This is a genomic window from Kribbella catacumbae DSM 19601, from assembly GCF_000372465.1.
GTDB classification, from domain to species: Bacteria; Actinomycetota; Actinomycetes; order Propionibacteriales; family Kribbellaceae; genus Kribbella; species Kribbella catacumbae.
Window position 1 is genome coordinate 86,864 of record NZ_AQUZ01000012.1, and the last position, 23,951, is coordinate 110,814.

Annotated in this window: 20 protein-coding genes and 1 pseudogene; 11 read left to right on the top strand and 10 right to left on the bottom strand. The window is 68.1% G+C overall.

All coding sequences use genetic code 11. From position 1 onward, the window contains the following. Window positions 1–7: 7 nt before the first annotated feature. From A3ES_RS0114870 to gcvT, 5 genes are all read right to left on the bottom strand, one after another. Complete coding sequence (locus A3ES_RS0114870) at window positions 8–1,177, bottom strand: ABC transporter ATP-binding protein (protein ID WP_020387626.1); 1,170 nt, start codon at window positions 1,175–1,177, stop codon at window positions 8–10. After that, window positions 1,174–2,166: an ABC transporter permease gene (locus A3ES_RS0114875; protein ID WP_020387627.1), complete on the bottom strand. Its 993-nt coding sequence runs from the start codon at window positions 2,164–2,166 to the stop codon at window positions 1,174–1,176. The genes A3ES_RS0114870 and A3ES_RS0114875 overlap by 4 nt, the downstream gene beginning before the upstream one ends. A gap of 88 nt (window positions 2,167–2,254) precedes the next feature. Next, window positions 2,255–4,012 carry an ABC transporter substrate-binding protein gene (locus A3ES_RS0114880; protein ID WP_020387628.1) on the bottom strand — a complete coding sequence of 586 codons (1,758 nt, stop codon included), beginning with the start codon at window positions 4,010–4,012 and terminating at the stop codon, window positions 2,255–2,257. A gap of 40 nt (window positions 4,013–4,052) precedes the next feature. After that, window positions 4,053–5,060 carry an ABC transporter permease gene (locus A3ES_RS0114885; protein ID WP_020387629.1) on the bottom strand — a complete coding sequence of 336 codons (1,008 nt, stop codon included), beginning with the start codon at window positions 5,058–5,060 and terminating at the stop codon, window positions 4,053–4,055. Window positions 5,061–5,555: 495 nt separating this feature from the next. After that, window positions 5,556–6,662, bottom strand: a complete 1,107-nt coding sequence (gcvT, locus tag A3ES_RS0114890; RefSeq protein ID WP_026162881.1) for a glycine cleavage system aminomethyltransferase GcvT — start codon at window positions 6,660–6,662, stop codon at window positions 5,556–5,558. A gap of 157 nt (window positions 6,663–6,819) precedes the next feature. Between gcvT and A3ES_RS0114895 the strand changes: the two genes are divergently transcribed. Then, a complete protein-coding gene (locus A3ES_RS0114895) occupies window positions 6,820–8,313 on the top strand; it encodes a leucyl aminopeptidase (protein WP_020387631.1) in 1,494 nt (497 codons plus the stop codon). Here the strand turns inward: A3ES_RS0114895 and A3ES_RS0114900 are convergent. After that, window positions 8,306–8,641 (bottom strand): cupin domain-containing protein, encoded by a 336-nt coding sequence (locus tag A3ES_RS0114900; RefSeq protein ID WP_020387632.1) that lies wholly within the window; start codon window positions 8,639–8,641, stop codon window positions 8,306–8,308. The genes A3ES_RS0114895 and A3ES_RS0114900 overlap by 8 nt on opposite strands. Further along, window positions 8,638–9,321, bottom strand: a complete 684-nt coding sequence (locus A3ES_RS0114905) for a DUF2848 family protein (RefSeq protein ID WP_020387633.1) — start codon at window positions 9,319–9,321, stop codon at window positions 8,638–8,640. Before A3ES_RS0114905 ends, A3ES_RS0114900 begins: the two co-directional genes overlap by 4 nt. Before the next feature lie 89 nt (window positions 9,322–9,410). Here A3ES_RS0114905 and A3ES_RS0114910 point away from each other — a divergent pair, with 89 nt between their 5' ends. Then, window positions 9,411–10,721, top strand: coding sequence for an MFS transporter (locus tag A3ES_RS0114910; RefSeq protein ID WP_020387634.1), 1,311 nt, complete (start codon window positions 9,411–9,413; stop codon window positions 10,719–10,721). On the opposite strand, the gene A3ES_RS0114915 is transcribed toward A3ES_RS0114910, so the two are convergent. Beyond that, window positions 10,708–11,346: a GntR family transcriptional regulator gene (locus tag A3ES_RS0114915; RefSeq protein ID WP_020387635.1), complete on the bottom strand. Its 639-nt coding sequence runs from the start codon at window positions 11,344–11,346 to the stop codon at window positions 10,708–10,710. The two genes, A3ES_RS0114910 and A3ES_RS0114915, sit on opposite strands and share 14 nt — an antisense overlap. 28 nt (window positions 11,347–11,374) lie before the next feature. On the opposite strand from A3ES_RS0114915, the gene A3ES_RS0114920 reads away from it, so the two are divergent. The 3 genes and pseudogenes from A3ES_RS0114920 to A3ES_RS57060 all read left to right on the top strand — a co-directional run. Beyond that, window positions 11,375–12,145: a carbon-nitrogen hydrolase family protein gene (locus A3ES_RS0114920; protein WP_020387636.1), complete on the top strand. Its 771-nt coding sequence runs from the start codon at window positions 11,375–11,377 to the stop codon at window positions 12,143–12,145. Window positions 12,146–12,220: 75 nt separating this feature from the next. After that, the gene (locus A3ES_RS0114925; protein WP_020387637.1) at window positions 12,221–12,853 is read left to right on the top strand and encodes a type IV toxin-antitoxin system AbiEi family antitoxin; all 633 of its coding nucleotides are present in this window, start codon (window positions 12,221–12,223) and stop codon (window positions 12,851–12,853) included. A 62-nt stretch (window positions 12,854–12,915) separates the two neighbouring features. Beyond that, window positions 12,916–13,179: pseudogene (locus tag A3ES_RS57060) on the top strand (nucleotidyl transferase AbiEii/AbiGii toxin family protein); the annotation flags it as partial. A gap of 24 nt (window positions 13,180–13,203) precedes the next feature. On the opposite strand, the gene A3ES_RS0114930 reads toward A3ES_RS57060, so the two are convergent. After that, on the bottom strand, window positions 13,204–13,521 hold the full coding sequence (locus A3ES_RS0114930; RefSeq protein ID WP_020387638.1) for a hypothetical protein: 318 nt from the start codon (window positions 13,519–13,521) through the stop codon (window positions 13,204–13,206). Window positions 13,522–13,655: 134 nt separating this feature from the next. On the opposite strand from A3ES_RS0114930, the gene lpdA reads away from it, so the two are divergent. The 3 genes from lpdA (at window position 13,656) to A3ES_RS0114945 (ending at window position 18,039) form a co-directional block, all read left to right on the top strand. Beyond that, window positions 13,656–15,044 (top strand): dihydrolipoyl dehydrogenase, encoded by a 1,389-nt coding sequence (gene lpdA / locus A3ES_RS0114935; RefSeq protein WP_020387639.1) that lies wholly within the window; start codon window positions 13,656–13,658, stop codon window positions 15,042–15,044. Window positions 15,045–15,167: 123 nt separating this feature from the next. Next, window positions 15,168–17,120, top strand: coding sequence for a 2-oxoglutarate dehydrogenase, E2 component, dihydrolipoamide succinyltransferase (sucB, locus tag A3ES_RS0114940; protein WP_020387640.1), 1,953 nt, complete (start codon window positions 15,168–15,170; stop codon window positions 17,118–17,120). Window positions 17,121–17,151: 31 nt separating this feature from the next. After that, entirely contained in the window at window positions 17,152–18,039 is an 888-nt protein-coding gene (locus tag A3ES_RS0114945; protein WP_020387641.1) for a TIGR01777 family oxidoreductase, read from the top strand. Window positions 18,040–18,945: 906 nt separating this feature from the next. On the opposite strand, the gene A3ES_RS56720 is transcribed toward A3ES_RS0114945, so the two are convergent. Then, window positions 18,946–20,532 carry a protein kinase domain-containing protein gene (locus A3ES_RS56720; RefSeq protein ID WP_083933461.1) on the bottom strand — a complete coding sequence of 529 codons (1,587 nt, stop codon included), beginning with the start codon at window positions 20,530–20,532 and terminating at the stop codon, window positions 18,946–18,948. 120 nt (window positions 20,533–20,652) lie between these two features. On the opposite strand from A3ES_RS56720, the gene lipB reads away from it, so the two are divergent. The 3 genes from lipB to A3ES_RS47220 all read left to right on the top strand — a co-directional run bounded on the left by lipB (window position 20,653) and on the right by A3ES_RS47220 (window position 23,902). Beyond that, window positions 20,653–21,372: a lipoyl(octanoyl) transferase LipB gene (gene lipB, locus A3ES_RS0114965; protein ID WP_063745963.1), complete on the top strand. Its 720-nt coding sequence runs from the start codon at window positions 20,653–20,655 to the stop codon at window positions 21,370–21,372. Window positions 21,373–21,470: 98 nt separating this feature from the next. Beyond that, window positions 21,471–22,307: a TIGR02569 family protein gene (locus A3ES_RS47215; protein WP_040454739.1), complete on the top strand. Its 837-nt coding sequence runs from the start codon at window positions 21,471–21,473 to the stop codon at window positions 22,305–22,307. Between the two features lie 83 nt (window positions 22,308–22,390). Next, the gene (locus A3ES_RS47220) at window positions 22,391–23,902 is read left to right on the top strand and encodes a hypothetical protein (protein WP_157630522.1); all 1,512 of its coding nucleotides are present in this window, start codon (window positions 22,391–22,393) and stop codon (window positions 23,900–23,902) included. Window positions 23,903–23,951 lie beyond the last annotated feature (49 nt).

The window sequence follows — 23,951 nt, forward strand, 5'->3', positions numbered from 1 at the left end:
TTTCTCCTCAGCCCAGTCTCGGCGCGACCTCGGCCTCGTAGATCGAGGCCTTGTCGTGCAGGTGGCAACGGGACGTGTGCGCTCCCGCACCGTCGACCCGAAGCAGGTCGGGCAGGTCGGTGGTACAGCGTTCGCCCTTGACCCGGTCCGCGTAGGGACAGCGGGGGTTGAACGAACAGCCGCCCGGCAAGGACAGCAGGCTCGGCGGCAGACCCTTGATCGGGCGCAACCGCTCGTTGGCCGCCGACACCGTCGGGATCGACTCGAGCAGCCCCCACGTGTAGGGCATCCGCGGTCGCGCGAGCACATCCTCGGCGGTGCCGTACTCGACGCAGCGGCCGGCGTACATGACCAGAACGTCGTCGGCCATCTCGGCCACCACACCCAGGTCGTGCGTGATCAGCACGATCGCCGAGCCGAACTCCTTCTGCAGGTTGTTCAGCAGGTCCAGGATCTGCGCCTGGACGGTGACGTCGAGCGCGGTGGTCGGCTCGTCGGCGATCACCAGCTTCGGGTCGTTGACCAGACCCATCGCGATCATCGCGCGCTGCCGCATCCCGCCGGAGAACTCGTGCGGGTACTGCTTGAACCGCCGGATCGGGTTCGGGATGCCGACCAGGTCGAGCATCTCCAGGGCCCGCTTCTTCGCGACGTCCTTGGACACCTTGTGGTGCACCCGGTAGGCCTCGGTGATCTGGTTGCCGACCGTGTAGAGCGGGTGCAGCGACGACTGCGGGTCCTGGAAGACCATCGCCACGGCGTCGCCACGGACCTTCATCAGCTCGTTCTCCGACAGCCCGACGAGTTCGTCGCCGCCCAGCCGGATCGACCCGCTGATCCGGGTCCGCTTGCGGTCGTGCAGACCCATCACGGCCATGCTCGACACCGACTTGCCGGAACCGGACTCACCCACGATCGAGAGCGTCCGGCCCAGCGGTACGGAGTAGCTGAGCCCGTTCACCGCGCTGACCAGACCGTCGGCGGTCGGGAACTGGACGGTCAGGTCCTCGACCACCAGGTACGGCGTCTCGCCGCTCGGCGACATCGCCGTCGTACGCCGTTCGCGGGACGCGACGGCCGGGTTGCGCTGCTCGCGCGTGACCCCGCCCTCGCTCGGTACGGTGTCGACCATGGCGTCCTGGGGTCCTTTCGACGCGTCGTTGGCGGGGGCGGTCACGAGAGCCTCACCCGCGGGTCGATCACGCTGTAGGCCACGTCGACGACGAAGTTCATCGTGACCAGGATGACCGAGGAGACCAGCACGACGCCCATGATCACCGGCAGGTCGTAGGTGGTCAGGCTCGACAGCACCAGATTGCCCAGCCCCGGGAGATCGAAGATCCGCTCGGTGAAGATGGCGCCGCCGAGGCTGCCGGCGATGTCCAGACCGAAGATCGTGACGACCGGGATCAGGCCGGACCGCAGTGCGTGCTTGTAGGTGACGACGCGATCCGACAGACCCTTGGCCCGCGCCGTCCGGATGTAGTCCTCGCTGAGCGTCTCCACCATCGAGCCGCGCGAGTACCGGGCGTACTGCGTGCAGCTGTAGATGCCGAGCACCAGCCAGGGGGTCAGCAACCCGGCGAACCACTTGCCCGGACTCTCCGAGAGCGGCGTATAGCCACCTCGGGGCAGGATCGGGTAGAGGATCGTCAGGTAGAGCGAGATCATCAGCGCGACGATATAGTACGGGATCGAGCTGAGGACCAGCGTGCTGCTCATCAGCACCCGGTCGGCGGTGGTACCGCGTCGCTTCGCAGCCATCGAGCCCACGAAGACGCCGATCGTCAGCACCAGGACGGAGTAGCCCGCCACCAGTGACACCGTCACCGGGATCCGGGACGCCAGCATCTCGGTCACCGGCCGGTTGCTCTTGAAGGAGAAGCCCAGGCAGGGCGCTTTGCAGTCCTGGACGACGCCGGACGTCTCGAAGGTCCGCCCGGCGAAGATGCCTGCCGTGTACTCGGCGAACTGCTGCACCTTGGGTCGATCAAGGTGCAGGTTCTCTCTGATGTCGTTGTAGCGCTCCTGGGTGCAGTTGCGCTCACCACAGATCGCCGCGGCCGGGTCGGTCGGGGCGATGAAGAACAGCGCGAAGGTCACGACCAGCGTGGCCAGCACGACACTGAGCGCGCTGAACAGCCGGCGCGCCACGAAGTAGAGCACGAGGTTTCTCCTCACCGATTCCGGTGGTGGCCGGACCTGGGTCCGGCCACCACCCTTCAGATCAGACGACTGCCTGGGGCAGGGTCGATCAGGGCTGCTTCAGGAACAACGTGGTGAAGTCGGGCATGCCCTGGGTCGGGTCGTTGACCACGTGGCCGATGTTCTTGCCGACCGGGAACGCGCTGGCCGCGTAGTACAGCGGGATCGACGGCAGGTACTCGGTCATGATCATCTTGTCGACCTTCGGCCACTCCTTCAGCTGCTCGTCCGGGGTCAGTGCGGAGACCCGGTCGATCTCGGCGTCGAGCTTCTTGTCCTCGAGCTGACCCTGGCTGTTGCCCAGGCCGATCGCGTCGGACTTGTAGAGCACCGGGAACCAGCTGGTGCCGGACGGCCAGTCGGAGCACCAGTTGGCCGGAGCCTTACCGATGTTGATCGGACCGTCCTGCTTGCCGATCAGGGTCCGGATCTTGGCCTTCGGCACACCGATCGCCTTGACCTTGAAGCCGGCCTTCTGGAACGTCTGCGTGCGCAGCTGGTTGACCTGGGTGGCGATCGGGTCGTCGTTGGAGTAGTACCAGCTGAGCTCGAAGTTCTCCTTGCCGAGCTCCTTCAGCTTGTCCTTGACCTCCTGCGCGACGGCCGGGTCCTGAGCGCCCTTGCCCTTGCCGGTCAGGCCCGGGAGCTCGTACTTCTCATAGCCCGGGACAGCCGGCGGCAGGTACGTCGAGGCCGGAACCGCGGTGTCCGGGGTCAGGCCGGCGACCTTGCGCCAGTCGTCGTACGGGTAGGCCTTGCCGATCAGCTTGCGCACGTCGAGCGGGATCTTGCGGCTGTCCATCGCGTAGGTGATCACACAAGGCGAGTCGCCCTTGATGATCTGCGACGGGTCCTTGACCTCGTTCAGGAGGCTGGCGTCCAGGTTGCTGTAGTTCAGTGCGTTCGCGTCCACCCCGGAGCTGGCCAGTACCTGGCGCTGCACCTTGATGGTGTCCTGGGCGAACTTGAAGGTGAACCCGTCGACGTACTGCTTGCGCACCGGGTCGGTGTTCGGGTCCCAGTTCGGGTTCTTGACCAGCTTCAGCTCCGTACCCGGCGTCAGCGACGCGAGCTTGTACGGTCCGGTCGACTTCGGCTTGAGCTCGTACTCCTTCTTGGTGTCCGCCGCCTCGGGGATCGGCGTGAACAGCGGGAAGGCCGCGTAGAACGGCAGGTCGTCGAACTTCTTCGCCAGGCGGATGATCAGCGTCTTCTCGTCCGGCGTCTCGACACCGGCGTACGGCGCGCCCTTCTGCTCGTACGGGCCCTTGTACTTGTCGCCGTCCTTGAAGAACTGGATGTGGTAAGCCGGTCCGGCATCGTAGAGCTCGTGCGCGAAGGCGCGCTTGATCGCGTACGCGTAGTCGGCGGCCTTGACCACGGTGCCGTCGTCGTACTTGATGCCCTGCTTCAGCTTGAAGGTCCAGGTCAGGCCGTCGGCCGACTTGGTGCCCAGGTCCTCGGCGAGGTCCGGCACGAGGGTCGGCTTCTGGGTCTTCTCGTCCAGCTTGTACTGCGTCAGCGCGCGCATGTACAGCTTCGCGATCTGGTTACCGTCGGTGTAGTAGATGTTCGACGGGTCGAAGGTGTCCGGCGTGACATCGGACAGGACGGTGATGATCCCGCCCTTCTTGGCGCCCTCGATCTCCGGCGCCGGGCCCTTGGCCGTGGCGTCGGTGGCCTTGACCTGCGCGCCGCCCAGTTTGCTGTCGCTATTGCCGGAACTGTTGCTCGACGACGGGCTGCCGCAGGCCGCGACGGCCAGCATGACCGTCGCCGTGACCGCGGTGATCCGTTTCCACTGCATTGTCGTGTTTCTCCTTTTCTGCCGCTGGGGCAACGCCGGGCTACCGACGAGTCTTGGGGTCGAAGGCGTCGCGCACGGCGTCGCCTAGCAGGGCGAGGGCGAGCACCAGGACGGTGATGCCCAGCACGGGAAGCCACAGGTACAGCGGGTCGGCCTTGAACCAGTTGGTGGCGTTGGCGATCGTCTGTCCCCAGGACGGGATCGGCTCGATCAGCCCGACGCCGAGGAACGACAGGCCGGCCTCGGCGGTCACGTACGCCGGCAGGGACAGCGACGCCGAGATGACGATCGGGGCGACCAGGTTCGGCAGCAGTTCCTTGAACAGCACCTGATGGGTCGGTACGCCGATCGCCTTGGCGGCGAGCACGAACTCGCGCTCGCGCAGGGACAGCACCTCGCCCCGGATGATCCGGGCCAGCCCGGCCCAGCCGAAGAACGAGAGCACGAAGATCAGCACCAGGAACCGGGTCGAGGCCTGCTCGCTCGGGCTGAGGTTGAAGGAACCGCCGCGCAGCGACTCGACGATCGGCACCATCGCGATCGCGAACAGCAGGTAGGGCAGGCTCAGCACGAAGTCGATCACCCAGGAGATGATCCGGTCGACCCAGCCGCCCAGGAAGCCGGCCAGCAGGCCCATCACGACGCCGACGATGGTGCCGACCAGGGTCGCGACGAAGGCGACGGCCAGCGACGGGCGGGCGCCGTACACCCAGCGGGCGAAGTTGTCCCGGCCGGTCTTCGGCTCGACGCCGAACCAGTGCTGGGCGTTCGCGATGATCGTCGGGTAGCCGTACTCGTCGACCAGGTCGGCGTTGAAGGTACTGATGTCGCTGCCCTCGAGCTTGGTCAGCAAGGGGGCCAGCGCCGCGACCAGGATGAAGAAGACGACGACGGTGACGCAGACGATCGCGACCTTGTCCTTGCGGAGCCGATCGATCGCGATCCGGGTCGGGGACTTGCCGTGCGCGACGGTCGCCGATCGAACCGGCTCTGCCGACGCCGGGTGGTCCTCGACGCCTACGGTCGAGTCCGGGGACCCAATACTCATTCGCGCTCCGTCAGCTTGGTCAGCCAGGTTTCCGGGGGGTCAGAACCGGCCGCGATCTCGTGGATCGGGCCGGCGCTCGGCTCTGCTGCGCCTGCGCGCAAATTGCCTTGACAAGGCGTCTTTCCCACAGCCGCGCGCTAGCCTGCCCGACACCGTGACGGCAAACCAGCGGGTTCTGGCAGCAGTGCACAAATCGTTACCGGAACGCATACCGGACCGGAACATTTGCCGCCAATGGTTACTGTGAGCGCACGATCAGGCACCAAAAGCGTCGGCACAGCACCGACAGTGGCAATTTTGTGCCACTTTGTCACGGACGGTGAAATTACCCGGACGTATCGCTGCCGCGAGGTGTCGGCCGGCCGAATTCCGGTGAAAGACCGTTCGTCGCGCTTCGTGGTCGAACTACCGCCAATGCCGCCGCCGGGTGGGAATGCTTTGGCAATACATTCCTGGAGTTCGATCCGCGGAATGCGACCGGCGGAGACGAAAGCGTCAGCTCTCGCGGACGTGGACGGTGACGAACGGGGGCTTGACCACCTCGAACGCCTCCTGCCGGCCGCGGATGTCGACGGCGACCTGGTCGCCTTCCTTGACCGCGGCGTCGAGCAGCGCCAGCGCGATGCCCTTCTTGAGCGTCGGGGAGAACGTGCCGGAGGTGACCTCGCCCAGCGCCGTACCGGCGGGGTCCACAACGCTCATGTGAGGCCGCGGGATACCGCGGCCGACCGCGCGCAGGCCGCGCAGGATCCGGGCCGGGCCGGCCTCCTTCTCCGCGCGGAGCGCCTGGTCTCCCCAGAAGTGCTCCTTCTTCCAGCCCACTGCCCAGCCTGAGCGGGCCTGTACCGGCGTGATCTCCGGCGAGATGTCCTGACCGTGCAGCGGGTAGCCCATCTCGGTCCGGAGCGTGTCGCGCGCGCCCAGCCCGGCCGGGACCATGCCGTACTGCTCCCCTGCCGCCAGCAGCGCGTCGAAGACGGCCACGGCCGCTTCGTTGGGCACTACCAGCTCATAGCCGCGCTCGCCCGTGTACCCGGTGCGGCAGACGACTACCGGCGTACCGGCGAAGTTTGCGACGGCGAAGGACATGTAGTCGTGGCCGGTCGGCAGGCCGATCGCGGCGACGACCTCGTCGCTGTCGGTGCCCTGCACGGCGAGGATCGCGTAGTCGTCGTGGGTGTTGGTCACCACCACGCCGTCCGGTGCCTGCTCGGCCAGCCGGCGGACGACCTCGGCGGTGTTCGCCGCGTTCGGGATCAGGAACACGTCGTCGTCGGCGTGCAGGTAGGCGATCAGGTCGTCGACCACACCGCCGTTGTCCGCACAGCACAGCGTGTACTGCGCCTGGCCCGGCGCGATCTTGCCCAGGTCGTTGGTCAGGCAGGAGTTCACGTACGCCGCGGCACCCGGCCCCTTGACGGTGGCCTTGCCCAGATGGCTCACGTCGAAGACGCCGACGGAGGTGCGGACCGCCGTGTGCTCGGCGACGACCCCGCTGTACTCCAGCGGCATCTCCCAGCCGCCGAACTCGGCGAACTTGGCGCCGAGGGCGACGTGCCGCTCGTGCAAGGGGGACTTCTTCAAGACGGGAGACTCGGTCATGTAGCGGAACTTACCGGACCCGGCCACCCATCGATGCGGCCGACATCACCTGCTGCGGGTCTCAGACGCGGGTCGCGACGCGTAACATGCGGAGGCAGCATTCACGTACCGTCACGACCGGCACTCTGCCGCCCGGTCAAGGAGGACTGAGGATTTCGTGAGCACCATCACCCTGAGCAAGTCCGATCCGGCCGGCGTCAAGGCCGACGCCCTGGTGATCGGCGTGGTCAAGCTCAACGGCGGCGTCACCCTGCCCGCCGGCACCGAGTCGCTGAACGCCGCCTACGGCGGGGAGCTGGCAGAGGTGCTGGCCGGCCTCGGCGCCACCGGCAAGGCCGGTGAGGTGACCAAGGTCCCCGGCCCGAAGCCGGGCAAGTCCGCCATGCTGATCGCGGTCGGCCTGGGCGCTGCCCCTGACGGCGCGCTCAAGACCGAGGACCTGCGCGTCGCCGCCGGTGTCGGCATCCGGGCCGCAAAGAACGGCCAGTCCGTCGCGTTCGCCCTGCCGACCCCCGATGCCGAGTGCGTCCGCGCGGTCGCGGAGGGCGCGCTGATCGGCCGCTACACGTTCAACGCCTACAAATCCGAGGCGAGTACCGACGCACCGGGCAACGTGATCGTGCTGACCGACCTGGCCCGCAACCGGGATGCCAAGGCCGCGCTCGAGCGGGCGCAGGTGACCGCCGACGCCGTGCACCAGGTGCGCGACTGGGTGAACACTCCCCCGTCGGACCTGCACCCGGCCGAGTTCGCGGTACACGCTCAGAAGCTGGGCAAGGAGTACGGTCTCAAGGTCGAGGTGATGGACGAGAAGGCGCTCGCCAAGGGCGGGTACGGCGGCATCCTCGGCGTCGGCCAGGGCTCGACCAACCCGCCGCGGCTGGTCAAGCTGACCTACACGCCGAAGAAGCCGGTGACGCACCTGGCCTTCGTCGGCAAGGGCATCACCTTCGACTCGGGCGGCCTGTCGCTGAAGACGGCCAGCGGGATGATCAGCATGAAGGCCGACATGGCCGGCGCCGCCGCGGTGGTCGCCGCCACCATCGCGATCGCCCGGCTCGGCCTGCCGGTCCAGATCACGACGTACGCCGCGATGGCGGAGAACATGCCGTCCGGCTCAGCCGCGCGGCCGTCCGACGTACTGACCATGTACGGCGGTAAGACGGTCGAGGTGCTCAACACCGACGCGGAGGGGCGGCTCGTGCTCGGCGACGCGCTGGTCCGCGCGTCCGAGGACCAGCCCGACCTGATCGTCGACGTGGCCACCCTGACCGGCGCGTGTGTGGTTGCCCTCGGCACCAAGGTGGCCGGCGCGTTCGCCAACACCGACACCGCCCGCGACCGGGTGGTGGACGCCGCCGTCGCCGCCGGTGAGGCGATGTGGCCGCTGCCGATCCCGGCCGAGATGCTGGACAAGCTGCGCTCGCACTCCAAGGTGGCCGACCTGGCCAACATCACCGGCGAGGCCTGGGGCGGTGCCCTCGCGGCCGCCGCCTTCCTCGGCGATTTCGTTGCCGAGGGCATCGACTGGGTCCACCTCGACGTAGCCGGCCCGGCCTTCAACGACGGCGGCCCCTCCGGCTACACCACCAGCGGCGGTACCGGCTACTCGGTCCGCACCCTGGTAGAACTCGCCGCCGCCGCTAGCTGATCCGGTACCGGATCTCCAGCATCGTGCAGCCCTCGCCGGTCCGGTACGGCCCATGTGGCATACCGGGCCGGCGAGCTGCGTAGTCACCTTTTTTGAACGTCTTCCCGAGGGAGATGTCGGTGAGCGAACCGTCCAGCAGGTAGACCTCCTCGAAGTACTCGTGTCTGATCACTTCGCTGCCTGAGCTCGTCCCCGGCGCCCAGCGAGCGATCCCGGTGAGGGTGCCGTCGTCACCGCTGCTGCTCAGGAGGCGCTGGCTGATGCCCTCGGCTTCGGTGGTGGCCCAGGGCACGTCGGCAGCTGGAAAGAACTCGTGCTGCGCCTTCATTCCCAGGCCGCCGCGAGCTGTTCGACCGAGTAGGTGATGCGGCTGGTCAGGCCGCGGGGATCGGTCAGTTCGACTCGCCAGGCGTCGGCGAACTGGTCGACGCCGGCGATCATCGGGATCGTTCCGCTGAGCAACACGGTACCCGGGCGGAGCCTGTCCGCCAGCTCCTTCACCCAGTACGCCGGGGGCAGCAGTTGCGCGAGGGTGCCGTCCTGGATGAGTTGCTCGGTGTCGCCGTGCCGCACCCAGGCCTTCAGGGTGAACTCGTCCAACTCGGCCTCGATCGCGGCCAACGGCCAAGCCACGTCGCCGAGCAGGTCGGGCGCCGACTGCTTGCTCCAGGCCACGCCGTGCACCTCGAGCGCTCGATCAGTGTGATCGCAAGCGGCCGTCAGCAGGAGGTCGTCCGGCCCGTCCCCCACGATCAGCGCCCATTCCGCCTCACCAGAGGTCTTGCCGTGCGCGACCTGGACGACCTCCGGCCGGCTCACCAGGCTGGCCGACAGCGGGTAGAGCGTCGGAATCCGCTTCGGCGCCTGCACGCCCAGCTCGGCGAGCTCGTCGACGTGATGCTGCACCTGCTGGGTGTCCCGGCCGGCGTACCCGGCATTGAGTGCATAGCGGACGTCGACCTGCCGCTCACCGCCGTCCGGCAGCGTGAATCGCAGGGTCTGGGACACGGGAAACCTCCAGTGATTCTCAATCAGCGCTTGCGTGAACACGTTGTATACAGCAAGTATGGGGCAACGACGCGAGGAGGTCCACCCCGATGCCCACCCCCACCGCCCCTGCCGCTGACCGGCGGAGTCTGTACAAGGCGTTCGCCGCGAGCCTGTCCGGCACTTCGCTGGAGTGGTACGACTTCGCCGTCTACAGCTCCGCTGCTGCCCTGGTCTTCGGCGACCTGTTCTTCCCCGGCAGCGACCCGCTCACCGGGACGCTGCAGGCCTTCGCCACGTACGCCGTCGGCTACGTCGCCCGTCCGCTCGGCGGCATCGTCTTCGGCCGCCTCGGCGACGTGATCGGCCGCAAGAAGGTGCTCGTCGCCACCTTGCTGCTCATCGGCGTCGCCACCTTCTTCATCGGGTTGCTGCCGACGTATGCGCAGGCCGGAGCTCTGGCGCCGACCCTGCTGGTCTTCCTGCGGTTCGTGCAGGGCGTCGGCGTGGGTGGCGAGTGGGGTGGAGCTGTCCTGTTGAGCAGTGAGTTCAGCGAGGCCGGGCAGCGAGGCTTCTGGGCCTCGGCTGCTCAGGTGGGTCCGCCGCTCGGCACGTTGATGGCCAACGGCGTACTGGCTCTGCTGGCCGGCTTCCTGTCCGAGGCCGCGTTCCTGAGTTGGGGTTGGCGGATTGCGTTCCTGCTGTCCGCAGTACTGGTCGCCTTCGGGCTGTTGATCCGGTCGAAGCTCGAGGAGACGCCGGTGTTCCGGGAGCTGGAGGCACGCGGCGACCGGCCGACCGCACCCGTGACGGAGGTACTACGCACGCAGTCCCGCGCGCTCGTCGCGGCGATTCTGGCCCGGGTCGGACCCGATGTGCTCTATGCGATGTTCGCGGTGTTCGTGCTGACCTACGCGACCAAGAACCTGGGGATGAGTCGCGGCCAGGCGGTGACCGCGGTACTGGTGGGCTCTGCGTTCCAGGTAGGGCTGATTCCCTTGTCTGGTTGGCTTTCCGACCGCTATGGGCGGCGGCTGGTGTACGGGATCGGTGCCGTCGGCGGGGCCGCTTGGAGCGTGGTCTTCTTCGCGATGGCGTCCTCGTTCGCGACCGTACTGCCGGGCGTGGTGATCGGCTTGGTGTTCCACTCGCTCATGTACGGGCCGCAGGCAGCCTTCGTGTCGGAGCAGTTCACCGCGCGGCTGCGCTACACGGGCAGTTCGCTCGCCTACACGTTCGCCGGCATCATCGGCGGCGCACTGGCGCCACTGGCCTTCACCTACTTCCTGGCGAAGACAGGCACCGGCTATGTGATCGCGGCCTACATCGTGGTGGCCTGTGTGGTCACCATGGTCGGTCTGCGGCTCGGCCGGGCGGTGCAGGACTCCCCGGTGCCCGAAGCTGCGGTCAGCCCTGCATGAGGATAGAGCCGGTGGTGTCGAGGTGGCGCAGGATCGCCGCCTCGGCCTCGGCTGGGTCACCTGATGCCAGGCCGTCCACTATCGCCTGGTGCTCGGCCAGTACCTCCTGGCGCCTGGTCGCGCTCCGCTGGAGAGCCACAACTCCCAGGAGCACGTGCCTCGCGCGCAGGCTGTCGTACAGCCGGCCGAGCACGGTGTTGCCTGCCGCCTCGACCAGTAGCGCGTGGAACTGGCTGTCCAGCTCGATGAACGCCTTGGCGTCGCCTGCTTCGACAATGGCCCGCTGCTGGTCGAGTACTGCGGCCATGGGCGCCACTGGGGCGTCGCCTGTGCTCAGGCAGGTGGTCGCGGCCCAGCACTCGATGACTCCGCGGGATTGCATGATCTCGGCGATCTCCCGGCCCGGCAGGGGCGCCACGAAGGCGCCGCGGTGCGGGACGAGTTGCACCAGGTCCTCAGCGGCCAGCATGAGCAGGGCCTCTCGGACCGGAGTACGGGAGATTCCGACCTCGGTGGCGACGGCCTGCTCGTTGATGAACGTCCCGGAGACCGCGGGGTCGCTCAGGACGGTCCCCCGCAGGTATTGGTAGGCACGGTCTCGGCCGGAGTCCCCACTCAATTGCATACTCAATGTATACAGCCTTGGAGGGTTCATGACAGCTCTACGCGTCGCGGCGGCACAGATCAGTACCGGAGCGGATCCGGAGGCCAATCTATCCACCGCCACAGAGGCCGTACGCCGGGCCGCTGCCGCCGGCGCCTCGCTGGTCGCTCTCCCTGAAGCGACCCTGGCCGCTTTCGGCACCGATCTGCGGGCTGTCGCGGAGCCGTTGGACGGACAGTTCGCCACCGGACTGCGCAAGGTCGCGGCGGAGCTCGGCGTGGTCGTCATCGCAGGCCTCTTCGAACCAGCCGCCGACGGCCGGGTGCACAACACACTCCTCGCGACCGGCCCCGGCGTCGAGGCGTCGTACCGGAAGATCCATTTGTACGACGCGTTCGGGTCTCGCGAATCCGACCTGGTTGCACCCGGCAAAGACCTGGTGACGATCGAGGTCAGCGGCGTACGCGTCGGCCTGGCAACCTGCTACGACCTGCGCTTCGCTTCGCAGTTCACGGACCTAGGCCGAGCCGGAGCAGACCTGATCGTCGTACCGGCCTCTTGGGGCGCAGGCCCCGGCAAAGAAGAACAGTGGGACCTACTGACCCGAGCCCGAGCCTCAGACGCCCAGTCCTGGCTACTGGCCTGCGACCAGGCCTGGACTCCACCACAGGGCACCGACCCCCTAGGCATCGGCCGCAGCGCCCTAATCGACCCACTAGGCCACCCCCGAGCTCGCCTAGCTTCCGACGCCGACCTCTTGATCAGCACGGTAGACACCGACCTGACCACCGCCGTACGCGCCCGCGTACCGATCCTGTGACTCCTGGGGCATCTAAGGTTGATCGATGCCATCAGTGTCACTAGCGTTGGCAAATACCCAACGATTGTGACAGTCATGCCGTATGCAGCCGGCCGGATTCCGCCGGATCTAGTTCGACGCGGGCGGGTACTACGCCCGGTCGATGCCGAGGGGATCTATGTCCAACCGAGGCCGGAGTTCAAGCGGCTCGAGCAGGCAGGGGCCCTCCATCGCTTGGCCAACGGCCACTACGCCGTCGTGCCCGATGACGCGGTGGGCACGAACTGGCTGCCTGACCTCGAGGCAGTGGCGATGGGCGTTGCGACCACCGGGGGTCGTACGAACGCTGCGGCATTGATGGGGATCAGCGCGGCTCGCCTGCACGCCGCGATCCCCAGAGTGGTCAATGTGGCCGTTGTCGCCGTCGCCGACCACCGCAGCAACATCAGGCTGGTCGACCGGGATGCCGAGATCCAGTTCGTCCGCCGCACCGTCGACAACCTGGATCTGCAACGTCAGGACACTGAACTTGGCAGCGGCTGGGTGACGACAGTCGAGCAGACAACGCTCGACTTGATCGCCCGTCCACACCTAGGCGGTGTTGCCGAGGCAGCAGAAGAAGCTGTCGACGCCCTGCTTGGCCGCGCCGATCATGAACTCCTGCGCGATCTGGCCCAGAAGCAGCGACATCTTGCTGCCCTGAAGCGTGCGCTGTCCGCGAGGAACTAGCCGATGTTGAACTCAGCCGAAGAGCGCGCGATCGCAGATCGTTTCGGGGCCTCAAGACGACAGCATGGTTCGACCGAGCCGCTGCGCGAGATCTGTACGACCTCTGGGCGCTTGCGGCGATCGGTCAACTCACCGCCGAGGCTGGGCGTCTCTTTGTCCGGTACGGGCCTACCAACCGGCCGCCCGACGACAGCCTGTTCGCCAAAGCACCCGATGAGGATCGTTGGCGTCGCGACCTCGGCGGGCAGTTGCGGCTCGAGGTCACCGCAGCTGACGCACTGGTGGCGGTCAGGACGGCGTGGGCCAAGGCACGCGCAACGATGTAGCACCCCGTCGCAGGTGGGCGATGTTCAGGCGAGGCCGTTTTTCTTCATTCGGGCGTTGTACTCGCGCATGCGGGGTGGGTAGCCGACGACGGCGGCGTCGTACGAGGGGATGCCCAGCTTGTTGAGGAAGGTGTGTGCCCATTGGACCGACGGCACCCGGCGGCGGGTCCACTCGCCGTCGATCGCGACCAGCAGCAGCGTGTAGTCGGTGACCGCGGTACGCGGCTCGACGAATCCCTCGACACCTTGCCGTGTCTGGGCGAATTCCCTCAGGTGCGCCTGATCGGGCGTGTCCGACTTGCGCATCGTGCCCGGCTTCTGCCGGCGACCGAACCACTTCATGGGAGCAAGTGTCCACCATTCCCGCAAATCCGGCCCGGGAGCGACGCGAGCCGACGACGGTGACAAGATGTCGCCCGGGCCGGAACTCCGCGATCCGGGGCCGCCCGCCGACCTTGACGCCCACGGAGGAACTCGTGACGAACACGGCAGACAGCACCACGACATACGACCTGCTGATCCTCGGCGGAGGCAGTGGTGGCTACGCCGCCGCGCTGCGCGCCGCAGTACTGGGCATGTCGGTGGCTCTGGTGGAGAAGGACAAACTCGGCGGCACCTGCCTGCACCGCGGCTGCATCCCGACCAAGGCGCTGCTGCACGCGGCCGAGGTCGCGGACTCGGCCCGCGAGGGCGAGCAGTTCGGGGTCCGGACGACGCTCGAGGGCGTCGACATGGGCGGCGTGAACAAGTACAAGGACGGTGTCGTCGACCGGCTGTTCAAGGGGCTGCAGGGACAGATCAAGTCCCGCGGCATCACCGTGATCGAGGGTGAGGGGCGGCTGACCTCCCCGACGACGGTCGCCGTCGGCGGTACGACGTACACGGGTAAGAACGTCATCATCGCGTCCGGCTCGTACTCGCGGTCGCTGCCCGGGCTGGAGATCGACGGCAACCGGGTGATCGCCAGCGAGCACGCGCTGACGCTCGACCGGGTGCCCGAGTCCGCGGTGGTCCTCGGCGGCGGCGTGATCGGTGTCGAGTTCGCCAGCGCGTGGACCTCGTTCGGCACCAAGGTGACGATCGTCGAGGCGCTCCCACGACTGGTGCCGGCCGAGGACGCCGACTGCAGCAAGACGCTCGAGCGGGCCTTCCGCAAGCGCAAGATCGGCTTCAAGACCGGTACGTCGTTCGAATCGGTCGAGGTGGTGGACAACGGCGTCCGGGTGACCGTCGCCGGTGGCGAGGTGATCGAGGCCGAGCTGCTCCTGGTCGCCGTCGGTCGCGGCCCGAACACCGCCGGGCTGGGGTACGAGGAGGTTGGCGTCGCGCTCGACCGCGGCTTCGTCACCGTCGACGAGCACCTGCAGACGAGCGTGCCGGGCGTCTACGCGGTCGGCGACATCGTTCCGGGCCTGCAACTCGCGCACCGCGGCTTCCAGCAGGGCATCTTCGTCGCCGAGCACATCGCCGGGCTGAAGCCGGCCCTGATCGACGAGGCCGGCATCCCGCGCGTCACGTACTCCGAGCCCGAGGTCGCCTCGGTCGGGCTGACCGAGGAGCAGGCGAAGGCGAAGTACGGCGAGGTCGAGATCCTCAACTACAACCTCGGCGGCAACGGCAAGAGCCAGATCCTCAAGACGCAGGGCTTCGTGAAGCTCGTCCGCGCCAAGGACGGCGCCGTGGTCGGCCTGCACATGGTCGGATCCCGGGTCGGCGAACTGATCGGCGAGGCGCAGCTGATCTACAACTGGGAGGCCTTCCCCGCCGACGTCGCCCCGCTGGTGCACGCCCACCCGACCCAGAACGAGGCCCTCGGCGAAGCGCATCTCGCGCTGGCTGGAAAGCCTTTGCACTTTCATGAATAGATGACAGCCACGAGTAGTTTTTGACCGTATCGATCGGCGGGACTCGTGTGACCCAGATCCCGCCGGTTCGAGCGGCACCGTAGGCTGACACTCGACCGATCAGACGAAGGAGCAACGACCGTCATGCCGACCTCTGTATCCCTGCCGGCCCTCGGGGAGAGCGTCACCGAAGGAACCGTCACCCGCTGGCTCAAGCAGGTCGGTGACACGGTTGCCGTCGACGAGCCCCTGCTGGAGGTCTCGACCGACAAGGTCGACACCGAGATCCCGTCACCCGTGGCTGGCACGCTGCTGGAGATCAAGGCCGCCGAGGACGAGACCGTCGAGGTCGGTGCCGAACTCGCCGTCATCGGCGACGCCGGCGAATCCACGGGTTCCGACGCGTCCGCCGCTTCCGCTCCCGCTTCCGCTCCGGCCGAGCAGGCGCCCGCCGCTGCTGACTCAGCTCCTGCGGCAGCACCTGCCGCTGAGCAGGCCGCGCCTGCTGAGCAAGCTCCGGCGCCGGCCGCTCAGGCCGCACCCGAGGCACAGGCCGCACCGGAGGCGCAGTCTGCTCCGGCCGCGGAGCAGGCCCCGTCTGGCGGCGCCTCTTCCGGTACGTCGGTCACGCTGCCGGCGCTGGGTGAGAGCGTCACCGAGGGCACGGTCACCCGCTGGCTGAAGCAGGTCGGCGACGACGTCGCGGTCGACGAGCCGCTGCTGGAGGTCTCGACCGACAAGGTCGACACCGAGATCCCTTCACCGGTCGCCGGCAAACTGCTGGAGATCAAGGTCGCCGAGGACGAGACCGTCGAGGTCGGCGCCGAGCTCGCCATCGTCGGCTCCGGCAACGCCGCACCTGCGGCAGCCTCTGCGCCCGCCGACTCCGCTCCGGCTGCTCCCGCCCCGGCCCCCGCCGCTGAGGCACAGGCTCCGGCCGCGCAGGCTCCGGCCGCCGCACCTGCGGCAGCTCCCGCCCCGCAGTCGGCTCCCGCCCAGGCACCCGCACCGCAGAGCGCTCCGGCCGCGCAGCCCGCTGCTCAGGCTCCTGCTCCGCAGACTGCCCAGCCCGCAGCTCAGGCTCCGGCCCCGCAGGCCACCCAGACGCAGGCTCCCGCCGCGTCCGCACCTTCGGCTCCGGCGGCTTCGTCGAACGGCTCCTCCTCCGACGGTCCGAACTACGTCACGCCGCTGGTCCGCAAGCTGGCTGCGGAGCACCAGGTCGACCTCGGCGCAGTACAGGGCACCGGTGTCGGTGGCCGCATCCGCAAGCAGGACGTGCTTGCTGCAGCCGAGGCCCAGAAGGCTGCGGCCGCCGCAGCTCCGGCACCGGCCGCCGCTTCCAGCTCCGCCCCCGCGGCGAAGTCGGCTGCAGTGGTCAGCCCGCTGCGCGGTACGACCGAGAAGATGAGCCGGATCCGCAAGGCCATCGCCAACCACATGGTCAACTCGCTGCACGTCTCGGCGCAGCTGACCACGGTGGTCGAGGTCGACGTCACCGAGATCGCCAAGCTCCGGACCGCGAAGAAGGCCGAGTTCGAGGCCCGCGAGGGCGTCAAGCTGTCCTTCCTGCCGTTCTTCGCGCTCGCCGCGGTGGACGCGCTGAAGCAGTACCCGAAGCTGAACGCCTCGATCAACGACGAGGCCGGCGAGGTCACGTACCACGCGGCCGAGCACCTGGGTATCGCCGTCGACGCCGAGAAGGGCCTGATGGTCCCGGTCGTGCACAACGCCGGTGACCTGAACATCGCCGGCCTGGCGAAGAAGATCGCCGACCTGGCCGACCGCACCCGCAGCAACAAGGTGCTGCCGGACGAGATGGCGGGCGGCACGTTCACGATCACCAACACCGGTAGCCGTGGCGCGCTGTTCGACACCCCGATCCTGAACCAGCCGCAGGTCGGCATGCTCGGGACCGGCGCGGTCGTCAAGCGCCCGGTCGTGATCACCCACCCGGAGCTCGGCGAGACGATCGCGATCCGGCAGATGGTCTACCTGGCGCTGACCTACGACCACCGCCTGGTCGACGGTGCCGACGCGGCCCGCTACCTGACCGCGGTCAAGCAGCGCCTGGAAGAAGCACAGTTCGACGTCTGATCCACCCCGAGAAGCCGGAGCTGACCGACTCGTGAAGTACGTGCTCGCCGGTTCCTCCGGCTTCCTCGGCAAGTCCCTCGCCCGCGACCTGGTGGCCGACGGCCACCAGGTCATCCGGCTGGTCCGGCGCGAGCCGTCCCAGCCGAGCGAGGTCCGGTGGGACCCGGCCCGCGGGCAGTTGGATCCCGCCGTACTCGAGAACGCCGACGTCCTGGTCAACCTGGCCGGCGCGAACATCGGCCGGCCGTGGACTCCGACGTACCGGAAGACCATCCGCGAGAGCAGAGTCAGTACTACAGCCACGCTCGCCGCGGCCGCTGCGCAATTGGAGCGGCGACCGGTGTTCATCACGCAGAGCGGCGTGGGCGGCTACGGCAAGGATTGCGGCGACCGAATCCTCACCGAGGAGTCCGAACTCGGCGACGGCTTCCTCGCCGACGTCGTACGAGTCTGGGAAGGCGCGGCCGACCCCGCACGCGAGGCCGGCTGCCGCGTGATCGCCTTGCGTACAGGCGTCGTCCTCAACCGCTCGGCACCTGCCTTCCAATTGCTGTCGCTGCCGTTCCGCCTGGGCGTCGGCGGCCGCCTCGGCTCCGGCAAGCAGTACTTCCCCGTCGTCTCCCTGACCGACTGGCAACGCGCCGTCCGCCACTGCGCCGAAAACGACCAGGTAAACGGCCCGGTCAACGTGACGCTCCCCGAGCCCACCACCAACCAAGAACTAACAAAGGCCCTGGGCGCAGCCCTTCACCGCCCAACGCTGATCCCCATCCCGTCCTTCGTCCTGACCACAGTGTTAGGCGAATTCGCCTGGGAACTCCTCGGCAGCAACCGAGCCCTCCCCAACGCACTGCTGACCTCGGGCTTCACCTTCAACCACCCGACAGTGACCAGCGCCCTCGAGTCAGCCCTCACTTGAGGCTTATTCCCAGCTGACGCGGTACACAAGACACCGCGCACAGACGCCACGCACACCCAGCGCCGGCGAGACACCACGCAGTACCGCGGCCGGCGCACGCATGCCCCCGATGCCTCGATGCCTCGATGCCTCGATGAACGACCGCACATCCGATGCTCAGCTAGAACTGCCGTGCGAGGCCGCCGGGCGATTGGGCGCGGCGACGAACTGCGTGGGAGGGCCACCGACGTTTGCGCTCGGAGGCACGCGAGGCACACCCACCGCACTCAACCCGCCCACTCAAGAGAGCCAGCGCCACCGACGCAGTTCATGAGCCGCGACGAAGGAGCTGCGAACCGGGCGGGCGCGTGCACTTCTGTGGGCTCAACCTCTCGACGGATGGTTCGCCCGCTGGTCTGCCAATGGGCGAACCCCTCGAACCGGGGTTGACCCCACGCATCGCGCGGCCAATGGCACCCAACCACCCGGCGGCCGGGCAGTTGAGCCGCCGGGCGCGGCGACGAAGGAGCTGCGTGGGGAGGCCACCGACATTGGCGCTCGGAGGCACGCGAGACTCGCCCACCGCACTCAACCCTCCCACTCAACAAAGCCCGCGCCACCGACACAGGCCATGAGCCGCGACGAAGGAGCCGCGAACCGGGCCGGGCGCGTGCACTTCTGTGGGCTCAACCTCTCGACGGATGGTTCGCCCGCTGGTCTGCCAATGGGCGAACCCCTCGAACCGGGGTTGACCCCACCCTTCACGCAGCCAATGGCACCCAACCACCCGGCGGCCGGGCGGCATGGAGCCGCGTGGGGGGTTGTTGCCCCCGTCGTACTCGCTCAGTCCAGTCAGCGGGCCCAGCCAGACGCAGTCACGAGCGGCGACGGAGGGCTGCGTGGGGAGGGTACTGGCCTTTGGGGTGGTCAGGCTTTGGTGATTGTGGAGATGCGCCAGGTGGTGGTGTTGGTGGTTAGCGTTAGGCGGCGGGCTGTTGGTTGGCCGGGTGGGAGGGTGGTTCGCTGGCCGGAGGCGGTGACTGCTACTCCTGAGATCAGGCGGTCGACGATTCGTAGTACGACGGTGGTTTTGCCTGGGGTTTCTACTGTGACGGTTTCGATCTGCATGCGGAGGCCTTCGATGCGGATGTGGCGGTCGCGGTAGGAGGTCAGGAGGGCGCGGTCGGCTGACCAGGGTGGGCTGCCGGGGACGTAGATGGCGTTCAGGTCGGCTGGGTTGAGGGTGGAGAAGGCTCGGGAGCGGCGTGCGTCTAGAGCCTGCAAGGTCTGCATCCACTTCTTGCTCTCCCCCGTTTGGGTCCGCTGGTGCGGGGCGGGGGTTGAGGCGCTGGTCGTGGCGGAGGTTGGGGAGCTGGTCGCGTGGGGTGCTGTCGGCGTGGGCGGTGGGGGTGGAGGGGTTGATTTGTCGGCCGCGGCGGTCGAGCTGGTGGCGGGGTGAGCTAGGACGCCGAGGGTTGCCAGGCCTATGGCGACGGTGACTAGAGCGCCGGCTCCGCAGGCCGCGAGGATTCCGTAGGCCGCACGCTTCGTACGCAGGAGCTGGCGGACGGATTGGCGGCGAGTGGATTGACGGCGGGCCGATCTGCGATGAGTTGGCCGCGACAGGCGGCCGCTCGCGCTGGCGGCGCGGGCGGATCGCAACGTGCCAGGTGCGGATCGCGTGGTGTCAGGGGCGGATCGCGATGTGGCGAGGGTGGGGCGCGGGGTTGTGGGGGTTGGATGCGGGGTGGTGGGGGTTGCCTGCGTGGGCGTGGGGGTTGGCTGCGGGGTGTTGGTGGGTGGTGGCGGGCTGGGGTGTTGGGTGGCTGAATCCGTCGGGGTTGATGGGTCGCGGGGAGGGGGTGGTGTGGGGTGGTAGTCCTGGGTGAAGCCGAGGTCTATGGGGAGGGGGTGGGCGCGGTGGAGGGATTGTTGGGCTAGGAGGTCGCCGTTGGTGGTGAAGAGGGATGGGGGGAAGGTTTTGGTGTCGCCGCCGGCTTCGTGGGCGATGGTGCCGAGGGCTGCGAGGTCGGCTTCGGGGGTGCTGGGCGGGGCATGAGTGCGGAGGCCGGCGTCGGTGATGACGGGGCGGCCGTCGGCGTCGAACATGATGTCGTCGATGCCGAGGTGGCCGTGAGTGAGACCGACTTGGTGCAGGGCGGATAAGCCCTGGGCGAGCGGGCTGATCAGCGTCACCAGTTCGCCGGGTGACAACGCGCCCCGGCGCTCCAGCAGAGACGCAAGCGTGCCGGCAGCGACGTACTGGCTGAAGAGGAGCCATTCGCGGTCGGACTCTCTGACTTCGAGTAGGCGGGCGACGTGGGGATGGTCGATGGTGCGGGCGAGTTCGAGGTCGCCGAGGAAGTCGCTCTTCACCGCGACGGCGGCCTTGGGGATGCGTTTGAGCACAGCGTGCCGCCCGGTGGCCAGGTCGCGGAGCAGCCAGACCGTGCCGGCTGATCCAGACCCGAGCCCACGGCGCAGGCTGTAGCCGGAGATGTCTTCGAGTGCCATACCCAAGAGAGTGCCCGGATCGGCGCCGGCACTCCGGAAGTTATCCACAGCCACCGCCCCGACCGGCGTCCTGTGGATGGCGGCGAACGGCCGCCGATCGGTCCGCCTACACTCGAAGGCGTGAGGGCTATCAAGTACGTCGAGGCCGGCTTCGGCGCCGATGCGGTGGACTATGAGCAGGCGTGGGCCGAGCAGCGGCGGCTGCATGCCCAGGTTGCCGAGGGCACCGGAACCGACACGGTCATCCTGCTCGAGCACCCGCCCGTGTACACGGCCGGCAAGCGCACGGAGCCGCACGAGCGACCAGTGGACGGTACGCCGGTAGTCGACGTCGACCGTGGCGGCAAGATCACCTGGCACGGGCCTGGCCAGTTGGTCGGCTACCCGATCGTCAAACTCGCTTCGCATGTGTACGTCGTTGATTACGTCCGCCGGCTGGAGGAGGCGCTGATCGCGGTCTGCGCCGAGCTCGGTGTCCGGACCGGGCGGGTCAAGGGGCGTAGCGGGGTGTGGGTGCCCGCCGACGAGCGCGGCCGGGAGCGGAAGATCGCCGCGATCGGGATCCGGGTGGCACAAGGCGTCACCATGCACGGGTTCGCGCTGAACTGCGACAACGACCTCACCTGGTTCGACCGGATCGTGCCGTGCGGGATCTCCGACGCCGACGTCACCACGTTGTCGAGGGAGCTCGGTCGCGACGTCAGGACCACCGAAGTGCTGGAGTCGGTCCGGCGTCATCTGGACAAGTTGCTGGCCTGGGAAGAGTACGAGCGCACCCCGGACCTGGACCATGAGGACGACCCGACCCCAGCCGGTATCACCTACGGCCTGACCGTCTGACGGTCGGCGAAACCGGCCGATCCACACGCGGTCGGAGCAAAGGGCCTCGATGGCGAAAAGCAGTAGGTACGGCTATCTCCGGGCCCTAGCATCGCTGGATGAAGTCGTCGATTGCCGGGCCGCCGGCAGCAGTGTTGAGGGCGTTCGAGGTCACCGAGGCGCCCGTTGCGCTCGCCGGTGGTAAAGGTGGGACTTGGCGGGCCGGGGAGCTGATTCTCAAGCCGGTTGAGTTTGCCGCCGAGAGCAACTGGCGGTCCGAGGTGCTCACCGCCCTGCCGGAATCGGACGACTTTCGAGTGGCACGGCCGGTACGGGCGCTCGACGGGACCTGGATGGTCGAGGGCTGGGAGGCGAGCCAGTTCGTCGCAGGAGCCGAGGACGTCAGCAGGCTCGACGACGTACTGCGAGCCGGAATCGCCTTCCACGCAGCCATTGCCGACCTCGCCAGACCCACCTTTCTGGATGATCGCGATGACCCATGGTCGTTCGGGGATCGGGTGGCCTGGGAGGAGGTTCCTCTCCGGGCTGGTTCCACGGGTGAGGAATTGCTGCGCCCGTTGATCAGAGCCCGCCGGCCGGTTGAGCTGGCGTCGCAGGCTGTGCACGGTGATCTGCCTGGCAATGTGCTGTTCGCCGATGGGATGCCACCCGCGATCATCGACTGGCCGCTCTACTGGCGACCTCCGTCGTGGGCCTCCGCGGTCGCGGTTGTCGATGCACTGTGCTGGTACGACGCGGCTCCCGGGCTGGTACTTCGGTGGTCGCACCTGCCGGGCTGGGGTCAGATGCTGGTGCGCGCGCTCATCTACCGGATCGTTACTGACGAGGCGGTCTTCGGCTCGGCGGGCTGGACGTCAGGGCACGCCGACGCGTACAAACCGGCGATCGATGCCGCGGTCAGGTGCGCCGAGCGAGAGGCCGAAGGCGTGGAGTGACTCGGCATACACGCCGGTGGAGACGTAAAGATTGAGCGAAGTGTCGGCGCTGTGCGGAGCGTAAACGTCGCTACGGTGTGAATGTGTCCAAATTTCTCGGCTTCCTCCTTGGCATCGCGGTAGCGCTCGTCGGGCCGGCCATGTTCGGCGTTCTCGCGGCGGACGGCGGTATCAAGCTGAACGTGAAGGAGATGGCGCTTGCCTACGGCATCGGTGCGCTGATCTTCTGGGCCGTCGTTTCGTACTTCTCGGGTGCGGCGGCGCTCGGTGCGGCGCTGACCTTCGGCGCGATGATCTACACCGTGCACTGGATTCCCAACCGGATGACGAACTTCCTCAACGACGTTCCCGGTGTGACGACGGGGATGATCGACGGGATCAAGCAGTACACGCAGAACGGTGTGGTGCCGATCCTCGCGGTGATCTCGCTCGTCTTCGGCATTCAGCTGATCGTGCAGTCGGTGCGGAAGCGCCGGCGCGAGCGGGCCGAGGCGGAGCGTCTGCAGCGCGAGCAGGAGGCTGCTGTGCAGGCACAGCAGATGCCGGTGGCGCCGGCGCCGTATCCGGTTGCCGGGGGCGACTATCAGCCGGACAGCCGGTTCGGTAGCAGCTTCGGGAACAACAACTACGACGATCTGTTCGAGGAAGAGCCGGCGCCGGTCCAGCCGCGCAATCAGGCGGATGAGCAGACTGCGCAGTTCGCGCCGGCACCGTACTCCGAAGCCGAGGCGGACGAGACGCGTCTCGTGCCGACGGATGCCGACGAGACGGTCATGGTGCCGACCTCCGATCCCGGGAAGACAGTTGCCGATGGCACCGAAGTAGCTGCTACTCCCCCGCAGGCTGCTGAGCCGCAGGAGGAAGAAGCTACGCAGCAGACGCCGGTACTCCGGCAGGAGGGTGCTCCGGAGGACGCTGCTACCCAGCAAGCTCCGGTGAGCGAGCCCGAGGCTCCGGAGCCCGCCGAACCGCAGAGCGAGGCACCGCAGCCGGATTGGCCGCAGGGCGGTGGGCCGCAAGCGGGTGGAGCTCAAGGCGGGGGCGCAGCAGGTACTGCGCCGCAGGCGGGTGGAGCTTACGGCGGGGTTGCGCCGGGTGGCGCGTCGCCTGCGGGTGAGGCAGAGCAGGAGGCTACGCAGCAGATGCCGGCCTCCGAGCCCGAAGGCCCCAAGCCCGCAGCGCCGCAAGCGGGTGCCGCGGACGAGACTGCTACGCAGCAAGTTCCGATGGGCGAGCCCGAGGCACCGAAGTACTCAGCACCGCAGGACGGGGCACCGCAAGGTGGTGGACCACAAGGCGGGGCACCGCAAGGTGGTGGACCACAAGGCGGGGCACCGCAAGGTGCAGGGCCGCAGGCTTGGGTGCCGCAGAGTGGTGGGCCGCAAGGGGGGCCGCAGGCAAGTGGGGTGTCGCGGGGTGGGGCCACGGTGGCGCCGCAGGTGGGGCGGCAGGAAGAGGTGGGGCAGCAGTACAGGGAGCGGATGGATCCGCCGGATGTTGATGACACCGGGGAGTTTCAGCTGGGGGCGTTCGAGAGTCCTGGCGGGGCTGCGCCGATGGAGCTTCCGGGGCGTTTCCGGCCGGCCGGGACCTGACACAAGCAGACGTAGCAAAGGAACAGCCTCGCTGGGATGGATCAGCGGG

Excerpts from the sequence above, each read along its gene's own strand:
- gcvT (WP_026162881.1), bottom strand. The coding sequence starts at position 6,662 with ATGACCGAGTCTCCCGTCTTGAAGAAGTCCCCCTTGCACGAGCGGCAC.
- A3ES_RS0114920 (WP_020387636.1), top strand. The coding sequence starts at position 11,375 with ATGACAGCTCTACGCGTCGCGGCGGCACAGATCAGTACCGGAGCGGAT.
- A3ES_RS0114910 (WP_020387634.1), top strand. The coding sequence starts at position 9,411 with ATGCCCACCCCCACCGCCCCTGCCGCTGACCGGCGGAGTCTGTACAAG.
- A3ES_RS0114930 (WP_020387638.1), bottom strand. The coding sequence starts at position 13,521 with ATGAAGTGGTTCGGTCGCCGGCAGAAGCCGGGCACGATGCGCAAGTCG.
- A3ES_RS0114880 (WP_020387628.1), bottom strand. The coding sequence starts at position 4,012 with ATGCAGTGGAAACGGATCACCGCGGTCACGGCGACGGTCATGCTGGCC.
- A3ES_RS0114915 (WP_020387635.1), bottom strand. The coding sequence starts at position 11,346 with ATGCAATTGAGTGGGGACTCCGGCCGAGACCGTGCCTACCAATACCTG.
- A3ES_RS0114900 (WP_020387632.1), bottom strand. The coding sequence starts at position 8,641 with ATGAAGGCGCAGCACGAGTTCTTTCCAGCTGCCGACGTGCCCTGGGCC.
- A3ES_RS47215 (WP_040454739.1), top strand. The coding sequence starts at position 21,471 with ATGAAGTCGTCGATTGCCGGGCCGCCGGCAGCAGTGTTGAGGGCGTTC.
- sucB (WP_020387640.1), top strand. The coding sequence starts at position 15,168 with ATGCCGACCTCTGTATCCCTGCCGGCCCTCGGGGAGAGCGTCACCGAA.
- A3ES_RS0114925 (WP_020387637.1), top strand. The coding sequence starts at position 12,221 with ATGCCGTATGCAGCCGGCCGGATTCCGCCGGATCTAGTTCGACGCGGG.
- A3ES_RS56720 (WP_083933461.1), bottom strand. The coding sequence starts at position 20,532 with ATGGCACTCGAAGACATCTCCGGCTACAGCCTGCGCCGTGGGCTCGGG.
- A3ES_RS0114885 (WP_020387629.1), bottom strand. The coding sequence starts at position 5,060 with ATGAGTATTGGGTCCCCGGACTCGACCGTAGGCGTCGAGGACCACCCG.